Below are 13,717 nucleotides of genomic sequence, written 5' to 3' on the forward strand. Positions count from 1 at the left end.
GACTCCCTGCTTGAGCAGTTGTCCAATTGCTCTTCGATGGAAGACGGTGAGATGATGGTAGCGTTTCATACGAGTGAGTAGTTATCAAACGCCCAGGGAGTGATGCACTTCGGCAGTTAATCCGCACAAACCTTTCGAGGTCAGAAAATTAAATCCACTTGTTTCCACCCAAGTGTGCCGCGTGTCCGGTCAGCCCATCACCCACACGCCTCGTCCGTCCCCCTCAAATCCCCAGCCTCAACTGCCGCTGCACCGGCGCCACCAGAGTCGAGACCCCGATGCCCAGCAGTCTCAGCGGGCCCGTTACCAGCCGGTGCCGCGCCAGCAGGTAGCACGCCATCCGGTAGATCTCGCGTTCCGTCGTCACCGGCTCCTCCAGCCGGAGTTGCCGCGTCAGCGTCGTGAAGTTGCTGTAGCGCACCTTCACCTGCACCGTCAACGCCCCCACACCGTGCCGACCCAGCGTCTGTGCCACATCCAGCGCCATCTCCTTCAGCGCCGCGCGCAGCACCGGCCGCGCGTCCGTGTCATTGAGAAACGTGTTTTCTGCGCTGATGCTCTTGCGCTCATCGCTCAGGTCCAGCTCGCGGTCATCATTCCCCATCGCCCGTGCCCGCAGCTTGGCCGCAAACGAGCCCGCCACCCCTTCCAGCGTCAGCGTCGTGTCCTGCAGGTCCCCGATCGTCCGCAGCCCCAGCGACTCCAGCCCCTGCGCCGTCACCGGCCCCACGCCATGGATCGCGCTCACCGGCAGCGGCCGCAGAAACGCGATCTTGTCCCGGTCCAGGATCACCGTCAGCCCGTCCGGCTTTTGGAAATCGCTCGCCAGCTTCGCCAGAAACTTGTTCACGCTGATCCCCACGCTCGCCGTCAGCCCGCACTCCTCGCGGATGCGCCGCTTGATCTCCAGCCCCAGCGGCCGCGCTGCCTCCAGCGCCTCATCCACCTCCAGCGCACCGTCCACCAGCGCGCTCACGTCCAGGTACGCCTCGTCCACGGACACCTGCTCGATCACCGGCGTCAGCTCGCTCAGGATGCCCATGATCCGCTTCGACTCCGCCCGGTACACCTCCATGCGTGGCCGCACAAAGATCCCCTGCGGGCACAGCCGCCCCGCCGTGCGCGAGGGCATGGCCGAGCGCACCTTGTACTTCCGCGCCTCATAGCTCGCTGCGCACACCACCCCCCGCCGGTCCGGCGGAGATCCCACGATCACCGGCTTCCCCCGGTACTCCGGGTTGTCCCGCTGCTCCACCGACGCAAAGAAGGCGTCCATGTCCATGTGCATGATGATGCGTGCCATTGAGTGAGGGGGGAAGGGGAGATGCTGCCTGCCAGATACAGCCTGACAAACAACGAACAACCAAGAACCAAGAACCAAGAACCAAGAACCAAGAACGAACAATCAACTCCCCGCGTGACACCACGCCCCATCAATGCTTCGCTCCATGTCACGGCTCTATGACCACCACCCAGGCATCGCACGCACTCGTTGTCACCCTGTCCATCCTGAGCCTCCTCATCGCACCGCCCGCACCCGCGCAGCAGCCGGAGTCCTTGCCCCAGTCCGCGACTGCGCCCGCCATCGGCGATGACACCCCGCTCGCCGAGGTCCAGGCTCTGGCCGAGAAAGGCGATGCCGCCGCCCAGTTTGCCATGGGTCAGCGCCTTCATGCAGGCAAAGGCGTTCCCAAAGACCCCGCTGCCGCCGTGCAGTGGTATCGCAAAGCCGGCAATCAGGGCCACGCCGAGGCCCAGGACGCCGCCGCCACCGCCTACTTCCTCGGCGATGGCGTCAAGCGCAACGGCACCGTCGCCGTCGGGTGGCTCCGCAAAGCCGCCGAGCAGGGCTTTGCCAGATCGCAGGCACGCTTTGGCATCGCCTATCAGGAGGGCCGCTACATGCCCAAAAATCCCGAGGAGGCCCTCAAGTGGATCCGCCGCTCCGTCGATCAGGGCTCGGCCATCGGCATGTACGGCCTCGGCGCAGCCTATGCCAGCGGCGAAGGCATCCCGCAGGACCTCGCGCTCGCCCTCCAGTGGTACCGCCGCGCCGCAGACATGCACGAGCCCCGCGCCCAGGTCGCCATGGGCCAGCTCTGCCACAGCGGCAAAGGCACCGACAAAGATCTCCCCGCCGCCGCCCGCTGGTATCAGGCCGCCGCAGATCAGGGCTTCGCCGCAGGCCAGAGCCTTCTTGGCCACTGCTACCTCAATGGCACCGGCGTGGCCAAAGACCCCGCCAAAGCCATCGTGTGGCTGCGCAAAGCCGCCGCGCAGAGCGACGTCTATGCGCAAAACCGCCTCGCCATCTGCTTCACGGACGGCATCGGCCTGCCCGCAGATGCTGCGGAGGGCGTGCGCTGGTTTCGCGCCGCCGCAGAGCAGGGCTACCCCTACTCCCAGTACCGCCTCGGCCTCAGCTACTGGAAAGGCGAGGGCAGCCCCGTCGATCCTGAAGAAGCCGTGCGCTGGCTGAACCGTGCCGCACAGCAGGGCCAGGCCTATGCCCAGTACATGATGGGCGCCGCCCTCTGGCGGGGCCACGGCATCGAGACCGACGAATCCGCCGCCATCGAATGGTTTGCCAAGGCCGCAGAGCAGCGCTACTCCAGCGCCCAGTACCACCTCGGCATGAGCTACCTGCTCGGCCAGGGCGTGACCAAAAACGTCTCCCGCGCCTACGAGTGGCTGCACAGCGCCGCAGATCTCCCCGGCTCCGATGGCCGTGGCCGCGAAAACGCGCAGTATCAGCTCGGCCTCGCCTGCCAGCAGGGCGCGGAGGGCACGAAAGACCCCGCCGCCGCCGCCGCTTATTTTCTCCGCGCCGCAGACCACGGCCACATCGCCGCCAGCTGCGCCCTCGGCCTCTGCTACCTGCACGGAGAGGGCCTGGAAAAAGACCCCGTCACCGCCGCCTTCTGGCTGCGCTTTGCCGCCGAGTATGGCAGTGCCACCGCTCTCCACGCCCTGGCACGGCTCTACGAGGAGGGCACCGGTCTGCACAAAGACCCCGTCGCTGCTGCGCGCTGGTCACGCCAGGCCGCCGTGCTCGCCGCCTCAGACCCCACCTGCCCGCAGAGCCCCCACCACACCACAGACCCGCTCGCCGTCGAAAAGCGGCTCCGCACCGCCGCAGACAAGGGCGATGCCCACGCCCAGTACCTCATCGCCCAGCACTACGCCTTCGAAGACGTCGAGTTCTACCAGTGGAATCTCAAGGCCGCGCAGCAGGGCCACCCGCAGGCCCAGTACCGCGTCGGCAAATGCTGCCTGCAGGCCCGGGGCACCGCCGCAGACACCCGCTCCGGCCTCCAATGGCTGCAACGGGCCGCAGAGCAAAACCTCGCCATCGCCCAGTACGATCTCGGCACCCTCCTCAGAGACGGCCGCAGCGTGCCCCAAGACCTCGCCCAGGCCGCGCGCTGGACCCGCAGGGCCGCAGATCAGGACTACGCCCCTGCCCAGCACGACATGGCCAGGCACTTCAGCAAGGACGGGGCCGAGTCCATCCGCTGGCTGCGCCTCGCCGCAGAGCGCGGCTACCTCAGCTCCCAGTACGAGCTCGGAAATGCCTGCCATGAAGGCCGCGACATCCCCGCCAGTCCCACCGATGCCATCCAGTGGTATCTCAAAGCAGCCGCTCAGGGGCATGTGTACGCGCAGTACTGCCTCGGCAGAGACTACGCCAGCGGAAAGGGCGTGCCCAGAGACCTCGTGCAGTCCGCCGCATGGTATCGCAAAGCCGCAGACCAGGGCTACCCCGCCGCCCAGTACAATCTGGGCGTCTGCTACCATGAGGGCATGGGCGTGACCGCAGACGACGCCACCGCCCGCCAGTGGCTCCTCAAGGCCGCCGCCCAGGACTACACCACCGCGCTCGAGGCCCTCGGCCGCGTCTATGCCAATGGCGATGGCGTGCCCAAAGACCTCCGCGAAAGTGCCCGCTGGACCCGCCGGGCCGCAGACAAGGGCCTCGCCAGCGCCCAGTACACCTACGGCCTGCACTGCCAGAGCGGAGACGGCGTCCCCAAAGACCCCGCGCAGGCCCACCAGTGGTTTCTCAAAGCCGCCGCCCAGGGCCATGCCGCAGCCCAGTTTGAAGTCGGCGAAGCCCTCTACGCCGGCACCACCATCCCCGAAGATCCCCCCCAGGCCGTGCAGTGGCTGCGCAAAGCCGCAGACCAGGGCCAGCCCCTCGCCCAGGCACGCCTCGGCGACTGCTGCATGGACGGCTTTGGCATCGCCAAAGATCCCGCCGCCGCCGTGGCCTGGTACCGCAAAGCTGCAGACCAGCAGGATGCCTACGCCCAGTTTGCCCTCGGAGACGCCTGCCGCGACGGCACCGGCACCGCCAAAGACCCCGTCGCCGCCCTCCACTGGTACCTCCTCTCCGCCGCGCAGAAGCAGCCCGACGCTATCACCGCCGTCGCCGCCCTCAAAAAGACCCTCTCCCCCGCACAGATCACCGCCGCCGAAAAGCTCGTCGAAGAGTTCCAGAAAGCCCGCACACTCTGAGCCAGCCCCCGGCCTCAGAGCATGGTAGTGTCGTGACATAAAATACCACTAACGATTAGAATAACACTTTCCCAACACCCCACCACCAAGAACCGAGAACCGAGAACCGAGAACCGAGAATCAAGAACCGAGAACCGAGAACCGAGAACCGAGAACCGAGAACCGAGAACCGAGAACCGAGAACCGAGAACCGAGAACCAAGAACCAAGAACCAAGAACCAAGAACCGAGAACCGAGAACCGAGAACCAAGCCCCCCTCACAGCTCCACAGCCTCGCTCGTTCCCGCCGCGCCCTGGCCCTTCGCCTCGCTCAGCGGCATGTTCCGCTCATCTGGCAGCAGCTTCCGCCGGTCAGCCAGGGTGGCAAAGAGAAAGTACAGCCCCGGGATCACCAGCAGCCCCACCAGCGTCCCCAGCAGCATCCCGCCCGCCGCAGACGCACCGATCGTCTTGTTCGCGATCGCGCCCGCACCCGATGCGCGGAGCAGGGGAACCATCCCCGCGATGAACGCAAACGACGTCATCAAAATCGGCCGGAAGCGCACCCGCGCGCCCTCGATCGCCGCATCCAAAATCGGCAGCCCCTGCTGGTGCTTCTGCGTCGCAAATTCCACGATCAAAATCGCGTTCTTCCCCAGCAGCCCCACCAGCATGATCAGCCCCACCTGCGCAAAGATGTCATTGTCCAGCCCAAACGTGTGCAGCATCACAAACGACCCCATCACCCCGATCGGCAGGGAAAGAATCACCGCCAGCGGCAGCAGAAAGCTCTCATACTGCCCCACCAGCACCAGGTACACAAACATCAGCACCACGATGAAGATGTAGATGGCCTCGTTCCCGCGCGCCACCTCGTCAAACGCCAGCCCCGCCCACCCGATGTCATACCCGCGCGGCAGCGTCTTCTCCGCCACCTCCTCGATCGCCTTGATCGCGTCCCCGCTGCTGTACCCCGCCGCTGGCGCACCCTGGATGGACGGGGCAGGGTAGGCGTTGTACCGCGTGATCTCATTGAGCCCCTGCTTCTGCTTCAGCACCACAAACTCCGAGAACGGCACCATCTCCCCCTTGTCATTGCCCACATACAGGTCCTGCAGGTCCTTCGGCATCTCACGGTACTTCGGGTCCGCCTGCACATACAGCTTCCAGAACCGCCCAAACTTGATGAAGCCCTGCTCATACGTGCTCGCCACCAGGATCGCCAGGCTCTCCATCGCCGTCTTGATGGACACCCCCTTCTGCATCGCCATCTGGTTGTCGATCTCGATGTCCAGCTGCGGGTAGTTCGCGCTGAAAAACGTGAACAGCCCGTGCAGCTCCTTGCGCTTCTTCAGCGCCTCCATGAATTCGTCGTTCACCACCTGCAGCCGGTCGTAGTCACCGCTGCTCGTCTTGTCCAGCAGCCGCAGGGAAAAGCCCCCCGCCGCCCCGTAGCCCGGCACCGCCGGCGGCTCGTAAAACTCCAGCTTCACCCCCGAGATCACATGGCACCGCTTCTCCAGCGCCGCGATAATCTGCCGCGAGTTCATCTTCCGCTCGCTCCAGTTTTTCAGATTGATCAGGCACGTCCCCGCGTTCGACCCGCGCCCCTCCGTCAGCACCTCATACCCCGCCAGCGACGACACCGACTGCACCCCCGGGATCTGCTTCGCGATCTTCTCCAGCTCCAGCGACTTCGCAAACGTCCGCTCCAGCGTGCTCCCCGGCGGCGTCTGCAAAATGGCGTAGATCATCCCCTGGTCCTCAGCCGGGATGAATCCCGGAGACAGTGACTGGTTCACCACATAGATGGCCCCGCCCGCCAGCACCAGAATGCCCAGCGTCATGCCCTGGCGGTGCACGATCTTCTTCAGCAGTCCCACATACACCCGCGTCAGCTTTTCAAAGGCGCTGTTAAAGTGCTCCAGCACCCACTCCACCGGCCCCCTCCTCCGGTGCTTGTGCTGGTGCTGCACCTCCGGCCTCCGCAAAATCATCGCGCACAGCACCGGCGTCAGCGTCAGCGCCATGATCCCGGAGAGGATGATCGCAGACGCCATCGTGATGGAAAATTCCCGGTAAAACACCCCCACCGGCCCGGACATGAACGTCACCGGCACAAACACCGCCGTCATCACCAGCGTGATCGCGATCACCGCCCCCGCGATCTCCACCATCACCTTCTGCACCGCCTCATACGGCGTGTGCTTCGTCCCGTGCATCTTCGCATGCACCGCCTCCACCACCACGATCGGGTCGTCCACCACGATCCCGATCGCCAGCACCAGCGCAAACAGCGTGATCAGGTTGATGCTCACCCCGCACATCTGCATCAGGAAAAACGCCCCGATCAGCGACACCGGCACCGCCAGCGTCGGGATCAGCGTGCTCCGCAAATCCCCCAGAAACACAAACACCACCAGCGACACCAGGATGAAGGCCTCCAGCAGCGTGTGCAGCACCTTCTCGATCGACGCATCCAGAAACTTCGACACATCATAGCTGATCTCGTAGTCCATCCCCGCCGGGAAGCTCTTGCGTTTCATCAGTTCCAGACGGTCCTTCAGCTGCCCGATCACCTCATGCGCGTTGCTGTTGTAGCTCTGCTTGATCACGATCGCCGCCGAAGGGTGCCCGTCCAAATCCGAATACAGGTCATAAAACTCGCTCCCCAGCTCCACCCGCGCCACATCCTTCAGCCTCAGGATCTCCCCGTTTTCCGTCGCTCGCAGGATCACCTTCTCATACTGCTCCTGCGTGTTGTAGCGCCCCTTGTACGTCAGCACATACTCCAGCGCCTGGGAGCGCTGCGCATCCGCCCGCCCCAGCCTCCCCGGCGTCCCGATCACGCTCTGCTCCTCCAGCGCCTTCATCACAGCGTCCGTGGACACATTGTACGCCCGCATCCGGTCCGGCTTCAGCCAGATACGCATCGCATAGTTTCGTGTGCCCAGGATGCGCACCTGCCCCACCCCCCGGATGCGCGCCAGCTCCGGCTGCAGCTGCACAAACGCGTAGTTGAAAAGAAACTGCATGTCCGCGTTCTTGTCCGTGCTGTACAGGTTCACGTACATCAGCATGTTCGGGCTCACGTTGTTCACGATGATCCCCTCCCGCTGCACCAGCGGCGGCAGCTGGTTCCTCACCTGGTTCACCCGGTTCAGCACGTTCACCGTCGCATCATTCGGGTCCGTCCCCAGGTGAAACACCACCTGGATCGTGGCCTCGCCCGCGCTCGTCGCGTCAGACATCATGTACTTCATGTCCTGCACCCCGTTGATCGCCTGGTCCAGCAGCACCAGCACGCTCTCCTCCAGCACCTTCGCACTCGCCCCGGGGTAGGTGATGTTCACCATCACCACCACCGGCGCCACGTTGGGAAACTGTGAGATGGGCAGCCTCACGATCGAGAGCCCGCCCAAAAACACAATGATCAACGAGATTACAATGGCCAGGGCAGGCCGCTGTAAGATCTTCGAAAACATGGAGGTTGGAATTTACTGCGCCTGGAGCTTCAGGTGGGCATACGCCTCCTTCGGCTCTTCGTATCGGTAGTCCTCGGCCTTCTCGCCATCATGCACCTGGCGCTGGCCTTCAAAAATGATCCGGTCCTCTTCAGCCAGTCCGGAGCTCACCACGTACAGATCCTCCAGCTCTTCGGCCACCTCGATCTTCGCCTGCTTGATCACATCATCCTTGCTCACGCTGTAGATGTAGTGGTCGCCCCCCAGCTCAAAGGTGGACTTCTGCGGCACCAGCAGCGCATTCTTCACCGTCCGCTGCATGCGGATGTTGCCCGTCTCCCCGTGCCTCAGCAGCCCCTTGGGATTCGGGAAATCCGCACGGAAGGGGATCGTCCCCGTCTTGTTGTTAAACTCGCCCTCGATCACGTTCACACGTCCCTTCTGGTCAAACAGCTTGCCGTTCGCCATCACCAGGCTCACCTGCTTGCTCTCCTCCGACTGCTTGTGCGAGGCATACTCCAGGTAGTCCGCCTCAGGCACGTTGAAGTAGATCCACATCTCGCTGTTGTCAGACAGCGTCGTCAGCAGATCCCCCACCTCCACCAGGCTCCCGTTCCGCAGCCGCAGCCGGTCCATCAGCCCGGAAAACGGCGCCTTGATCGTCGTAAAGCCCAGGTGCGTCTGCGAAAGGTTCACCTCCGCCAGCTTCTGGTCCAGCTTGGCCTTCGCCATCGTCAGCTCCTTGTCAGACACCACGTTCGAGGCCAGCAGGCGCTTCGTGTTCTCATACTCCACCCGCGCCACCTGCGCCTCCGCCTCCGCACGCTTCACCACCGCGTTGTACACCCGCGGCAGGATGGAAAACATCAGGTCACCCTCCTTCAGAAACTGGCCCTCCTTCACATTCACCACCTCCAGGTAGCCGCGCTCCAGTGCACGGATCTCAATGTTCCGGCATGAGCGGATCTGGCACACATAATCACGCGTGATCACCGTGTCCCGGCGGATCGGCTTCGTCAGCACCAGCTGGGATTCTTCCTCCTCCGCCTCCTCTGCGTGGTGCCCATCCTTGGCGTGCTCATCTTTGTGGTCGCAGCTGCTCAGCGTCAGCGCCAGCAGTCCCGCGCACATCAGAGCCGCCCACCTCCCAGGTCGCAGCCCCCTGGCCTTGCAGCTCTCAGTGGAGTGAAACGGACTGAACACGGTGGAGTGGTCTCTATAACTCATAAGGGGTGGCATGATTCTATGCCCCGACGCACCAATGTAAAGCAAAGGAGGCCCTATCCCCTGCGGACCCCACAAGCCATATACCCCCTCAGCCCCACCCCTCACAGGCTGCTCAAAGCATTCATAGGCGTATCACTTATCCATGGAATGGCAAACCGCCACATGCACCCAGCGCCCTGTCTCCATCAACCGCGAGCGGGCATGCCCGCACGAGCAACCCACCAGCCGCAAAACCATCCTCATGGGAGGAGATGTGGCCGTGTCCATCTGACAGCCTGTTCCACGAAAGAAGGTTCTTTATGCTAGTCGGGTTGACCAATGGGGGTGGCGAATTCAAGGTGTCGCATGAAGTTTTTTACTGGTTTGCTCGCAGGCATTGCACTCGCCCTTTCTCCTGCCAGAGCACAGGTGGTGGAGGTGCTGGCCCCTGCCTGGGCCTACCAGCTCAGTCCAGGCATGCGGCTGGCAGAGCTCCGCACACAGGCCGGCAGAGTTTACACTCGTGTGAAAATCGAGGCCCTCGACACTCAGCGCATCCAGTTCACCCATTCCCAGGGCCGTAGCATTGAATTCCTCGTCAGCATCATAGACCCCACCAACCCCGCTGCGGCTGGCGTCGGCAGGCGGGCGCCCGCTGGACCGCTCGCGGCCATGATGACAAATCGCGAGCGGCAGGTGACAGGCGTCGACAAGCTCAATGAGAGTGAGCAGCTGGTGTTAAAAGATTATGTCGAACGCCCCTCGGCCATTATTCCAAGATGGATCAACAGCGCGAATAATCTGTCTGCCTCTGAAGTGCAGTCGCTTTCGGCTTGGCTGAACCAGGTGCGTCAAGCGCGTCACCCCGAGGTGAAGCCCAAAGTCGCAGCTCCTGCATTTCAGGGGCCCGTGCATGTCCCCTTGGACAACTGGATTTCCGGCAGGACTTTCACAGGCTTCAAGCAAGGCCGTATCTTCAAACTGGGAAACGGTCAGCCCTGGGAGCAGGTGGACAACAAGGCCGCCGCTTTTTATCCCCTCGCCAATGGAGGAGTGCTCAAGGTGCACATTCGCGCCCACGGGGCGATCTATATCATGAGCGTCGAAGGAGCCGGAGATATTGTGGTCAAACCTGCTTGGTAGCCTCAGGCCGCGATGGAGAAGACGCTGGGGTAATCAAATGCCCGGCATGAATGGCACTCAGTTAAGGCGGGCCGTCGTTCATTTTGCAGGTCTGGCTGGCAGTGTTTTGGCTCCGCATTCGCAGCCTCCCATAATATGGACTGCGGTCGCGAAGGGAGGAACGACCGCAGCTACCGCTTTGGCCGTGCTCGGTGACTCCGCCTACCAGCACACACCCGAAAGCGGCAGCCGGTGACACCCTCGCCAGCCCCAGCCCCACGCCCGCCGTGCCCCCCTAGAAAGCGGTAGCTCCGATGCAGGCCTGCGCCGTGCATCTGCGCGACCGCATTGATTCGCTACGCTCACCCTTCGGGCAGCCTGCGGCTGTCTACCTCCGCTGCGCTTCGGTTCCAAAAGCACGGCTTGCTGAAGTGGCCAGCCTTCCCCATCCCACAAATCCATGACCTTAACTGAGTGCCATTCATGCCTTAGACAAAGCCTCACCCCACATTCCACGCTCCTCGCAGATGCAGTGTCAGGACACGGGCGCAGCCTCACCGCATGGCCTGCCACCATCAGCAGTCCTGTTAAGTAAGCCTTGCATTCCTCCGCCTTTTCAGGTGAATACGATGCATGTCCCGCCTCAGTCGTTCCATCGTGAGCACACTCCGCCTCTTCCTCGCTGCGGCGCTGCTTCACATCCCTGTGCACGCCCAGCAGCAGGAGGCCGATGTCAGCACCCTCTCCGCAGATGATCAGGCCATCGTCAAAGGGCTGCGCTTCAGAGCCGCAGACGCCGCTCCGCAGGACACCCGCACCGCCACCTTCATCAAAGCCAGGCTGCCCGTCGTCAACACCGGGCCCCAGGCCAGCGTGGCCGGAAAGCTCAGCGCCGAAGTCCGCATGCTCTTCCGCACCCATGACAAGGCCTGGTACGTCCTCAGATGCCGCCAGGACTTCGTCATCGCCCGCAAAGGCGCCGAGGAGGTTTACATCAGCTTTTCTGAGACCAACAAACAGATCGAAGGCATCACCGGAGACAAGGCCTCCCACGTCGAGGACTCCGTCACCATCGTCCGCTACGCAGGCGTCAAGATCTTCGAGAGCGAGCCCTCCAAGGCCAGCCGCTTTCCAGACAGCTGGTGGCTGAAAACAGGCCGCCTCAGTGACAAGGACACCGCCCCTGCAGCCGCCCTCCCCGCCAAGGTCGCGGACACCTCCACCGGAGAGCTCAAAATCCTCCGCTCGGCCACAGAGCGCGCCCTCCGCGCCCAGATCTGGAAAACCTACGAGCAGAGCGTCGCCGCGCTCAATGACAGGTACCTCGCCGCCATCGACAAAGCTCTCAAAACCGCCCAGTCCCAGGGCCAGCTCGACGAAGCGCTCGCCCTCCGCAGTGAGAAGGACACCGTCGTGAAGACCGGCCGTCCCTCCCGACAGACCGTGCCCGCCCAGGCTCCCTCGCTCGCCTCCCTGCGCTCCACCTACGAGAGCGCCCTCATGAGCCTCCAGGCCGCCCGCGCCAAAGCCTCCCTCCCGGTCATGGAGGACTATAATCAGAAGGCCGAGCAGATCATCACACGCCTCATCAAGGACGGAAAACTCGACGAGGCCAAATCCGCCCGCGACTCCAAGGACATCCCCATCATCACCGAAGACTGAAGACCCGCAGCACCCTCCCGGGGCTGAACATGGCGCTCACTTCACACGCCTGATCTCTTTCAAAAATGATGCCAGCCGTGAATGGCACTCACGCATAGCCGCAGCCCCGCGCAGGGCAGGGTAGATCAAACCAGATAAGACCAGATCAAAGCAGATTGGATAAGATAAGGCGGCACTGCCACCAGGCTACACCCCCGCCATCTCCTCGGCTTCCTCTTCAGCATCCTCCGTCTCCTCATAGCTCACTGGCGCAGGCAGTCCCGGCGCGCGGTTGCTGATGTCGCTCACATCCATGCTCGGGTCTCCCCCCTTGGGCTTGCGGCCCGTCAGGCGGCAGAAGTCATGATAACTCAGCACCTCAAACGTGCGGTCCAGATGCTCCACCACCACCGTCATGCTCTCCACCCAGTCTCCCGAGTTCAGGTAGTGCACGTCCTCGATCATCTTGTCCGCTGGCGTGTGGATGTGCCCGCAGATGATCCCGCTGCAGCCCTTCCAGCGCGCCAGCTTCTGCAACTGCTCCTCGTAGCGGCCCACAAAGCTCACCACATTCTTCACCTTCATCTTCACCCACCGGCTCAGGGAAAAGGCCTCCTGGTTGCGCCAGCGCAGCCACGCATTGTACAGCCGGTTCACGCGCAGCAGCAGCTCATAGCCCACCGCACCCACCTTTGCCAGCCACACGTGGTTCGTCGTCACATGGTCAAAGCCATCCCCGTGCACCACCAGGTAGCGCCCGTGCGGCGACTCATGGATGTGCTCGTCCACCAGCGAAAGGCCCGCCAGCTTGAACGGCAGAAACTTCTCCAGGATGTCATCATGGTTCCCGCGCAGGTAGATCACCTCCGTGTTCTCCTTCTCCATCTTTTTGAGCACCGTGCGCACAAAGTGCGTGTGCTCCTGCGTCCAGCGCCCCGAGCTCTTCAGCGCCCACACATCGATGATGTCGCCGTTGAGCACCAGCTTCTCGCACTTGCAGTGCCGGATCAGATGCGCCGCCTGCACGGCCTTGGAGTCCGCCATGCCCAGGTGCACGTCGGACATGAACAGCGTCTTGATGCGAAGTTTCGTTTTCATCTTGTGGAGTCGGGATGTGTCAGCCGTGCCAGCCACGGCACCCGGACAGCGGGCACCTGTGAATAGTCACGGCCTTGTCACCAGACATCGTGCCGCCGCGCCCCGCGTGAAAGACCGCAACTCAAACGTTTTCGTCACGGGTGCGCCACCCCGTGCGCCTCACAGCCGCGGCATCTGTGCCACCTGCAGCTTGCGGTCCAGCTCATGCATGCGCAGCGTCTCCACCTGCGGCAGGTCCTCCGTCTGCCTGCGGCTCTCACACGCACGCCACACAAACCACAGGCACGTGAAGAACAGCGTCACAGCCATGATCGGCCCGCCATGATGGCGGATGAAGCGCGTCTGCCGGCGCCATTGCAGGAAGCAGTGAAGTTCATCATGTCTCGGCTTGAACATGTCTTCATCATTGAGAGCCCTCAGCCGCTCCTCAAACACGAACGCGTCACAATTATGTGACCACCACGTGATGTGACCGCCTGCGCCCAGCCCCAGGGGCTCATCGCGCACACCTCTGGCGTCGCCATCGCATCCGTCCCACCACCACAGGCCTCGTGTCATGTAGTGTCAGAAGCTACCCATGAATAAGTGGCACGCCTTCGTTGAAAAGCCGCCCTCTTTATCCCCCGCCAGCACACCCCGCTTTCCTTCACCTCCCTCCGCAACAAATCCGTCACCCTTCACCACCGCCA

The 13,717-nt window shown here is 63.2% G+C and carries 9 protein-coding genes; 4 read left to right on the plus strand and 5 right to left on the minus strand.

From position 1 onward, the window contains the following. Nucleotides 1-223 precede the first annotated feature (223 nt). On the minus strand, nt 224-1,303 hold the full coding sequence (gene dinB / locus ACFQDI_RS17720) for a DNA polymerase IV (RefSeq protein WP_377169232.1): 1,080 nt from the start codon (nt 1,301-1,303) through the stop codon (nt 224-226). A 158-nt stretch (nt 1,304-1,461) separates the two neighbouring features. Here dinB and ACFQDI_RS17725 point away from each other — a divergent pair, with 158 nt between their 5' ends. Further along, on the plus strand, nt 1,462-4,518 hold the full coding sequence (locus ACFQDI_RS17725; RefSeq protein ID WP_377169234.1) for an SEL1-like repeat protein: 3,057 nt from the start codon (nt 1,462-1,464) through the stop codon (nt 4,516-4,518). Between the two features lie 257 nt (nt 4,519-4,775). On the opposite strand, the gene ACFQDI_RS17730 is transcribed toward ACFQDI_RS17725, so the two are convergent. Beyond that, a complete protein-coding gene (locus ACFQDI_RS17730; protein WP_377169236.1) occupies nt 4,776-7,982 on the minus strand; it encodes an efflux RND transporter permease subunit in 3,207 nt (1,068 codons plus the stop codon). 12 nt (nt 7,983-7,994) lie between these two features. Next, nucleotides 7,995-9,188: an efflux RND transporter periplasmic adaptor subunit gene (locus tag ACFQDI_RS17735; protein WP_377169238.1), complete on the minus strand. Its 1,194-nt coding sequence runs from the start codon at nt 9,186-9,188 to the stop codon at nt 7,995-7,997. Between the two features lie 142 nt (nt 9,189-9,330). On the opposite strand from ACFQDI_RS17735, the gene ACFQDI_RS17740 reads away from it, so the two are divergent. From ACFQDI_RS17740 to ACFQDI_RS17750, 3 genes are all read left to right on the plus strand, one after another. Continuing rightward, nucleotides 9,331-9,459: a hypothetical protein gene (locus ACFQDI_RS17740; protein WP_377169240.1), complete on the plus strand. Its 129-nt coding sequence runs from the start codon at nt 9,331-9,333 to the stop codon at nt 9,457-9,459. A 74-nt stretch (nt 9,460-9,533) separates the two neighbouring features. Further along, nucleotides 9,534-10,310 (plus strand): hypothetical protein, encoded by a 777-nt coding sequence (locus ACFQDI_RS17745; protein ID WP_377169243.1) that lies wholly within the window; start codon nt 9,534-9,536, stop codon nt 10,308-10,310. A 612-nt stretch (nt 10,311-10,922) separates the two neighbouring features. Then, nucleotides 10,923-11,951: a hypothetical protein gene (locus tag ACFQDI_RS17750; RefSeq protein ID WP_377169245.1), complete on the plus strand. Its 1,029-nt coding sequence runs from the start codon at nt 10,923-10,925 to the stop codon at nt 11,949-11,951. A gap of 186 nt (nt 11,952-12,137) precedes the next feature. Here the strand turns inward: ACFQDI_RS17750 and ACFQDI_RS17755 are convergent, their stop codons facing one another. Further along, the gene (locus ACFQDI_RS17755; protein WP_377169247.1) at nt 12,138-13,028 is read right to left on the minus strand and encodes a UDP-2,3-diacylglucosamine diphosphatase; all 891 of its coding nucleotides are present in this window, start codon (nt 13,026-13,028) and stop codon (nt 12,138-12,140) included. Nucleotides 13,029-13,187: 159 nt separating this feature from the next. Then, a complete protein-coding gene (locus ACFQDI_RS17760; protein WP_377169249.1) occupies nt 13,188-13,586 on the minus strand; it encodes a hypothetical protein in 399 nt (132 codons plus the stop codon). Between the last annotated feature and the right edge of the window lie 131 nt (nt 13,587-13,717).

This window comes from Prosthecobacter fluviatilis (assembly GCF_042655725.1).
Classification (GTDB): Bacteria; Verrucomicrobiota; Verrucomicrobiia; order Verrucomicrobiales; family Verrucomicrobiaceae; genus Prosthecobacter; species Prosthecobacter fluviatilis.

What these genes read in the sequence shown, in the direction of transcription:
- dinB (WP_377169232.1), bottom strand. Translation starts at nt 1,303, where the DNA reads ATGGCACGCATCATCATGCACATGGACATGGACGCCTTCTTTGCGTCG.
- ACFQDI_RS17725 (WP_377169234.1), top strand. Translation starts at nt 1,462, where the DNA reads ATGACCACCACCCAGGCATCGCACGCACTCGTTGTCACCCTGTCCATC.
- ACFQDI_RS17740 (WP_377169240.1), top strand. Translation starts at nt 9,331, where the DNA reads ATGGAATGGCAAACCGCCACATGCACCCAGCGCCCTGTCTCCATCAAC.
- ACFQDI_RS17755 (WP_377169247.1), bottom strand. Translation starts at nt 13,028, where the DNA reads ATGAAAACGAAACTTCGCATCAAGACGCTGTTCATGTCCGACGTGCAC.
- ACFQDI_RS17760 (WP_377169249.1), bottom strand. Translation starts at nt 13,586, where the DNA reads ATGACACGAGGCCTGTGGTGGTGGGACGGATGCGATGGCGACGCCAGA.
- ACFQDI_RS17745 (WP_377169243.1), top strand. Translation starts at nt 9,534, where the DNA reads ATGAAGTTTTTTACTGGTTTGCTCGCAGGCATTGCACTCGCCCTTTCT.
- ACFQDI_RS17750 (WP_377169245.1), top strand. Translation starts at nt 10,923, where the DNA reads ATGTCCCGCCTCAGTCGTTCCATCGTGAGCACACTCCGCCTCTTCCTC.
- ACFQDI_RS17735 (WP_377169238.1), bottom strand. Translation starts at nt 9,188, where the DNA reads ATGAGTTATAGAGACCACTCCACCGTGTTCAGTCCGTTTCACTCCACT.
- ACFQDI_RS17730 (WP_377169236.1), bottom strand. Translation starts at nt 7,982, where the DNA reads ATGTTTTCGAAGATCTTACAGCGGCCTGCCCTGGCCATTGTAATCTCG.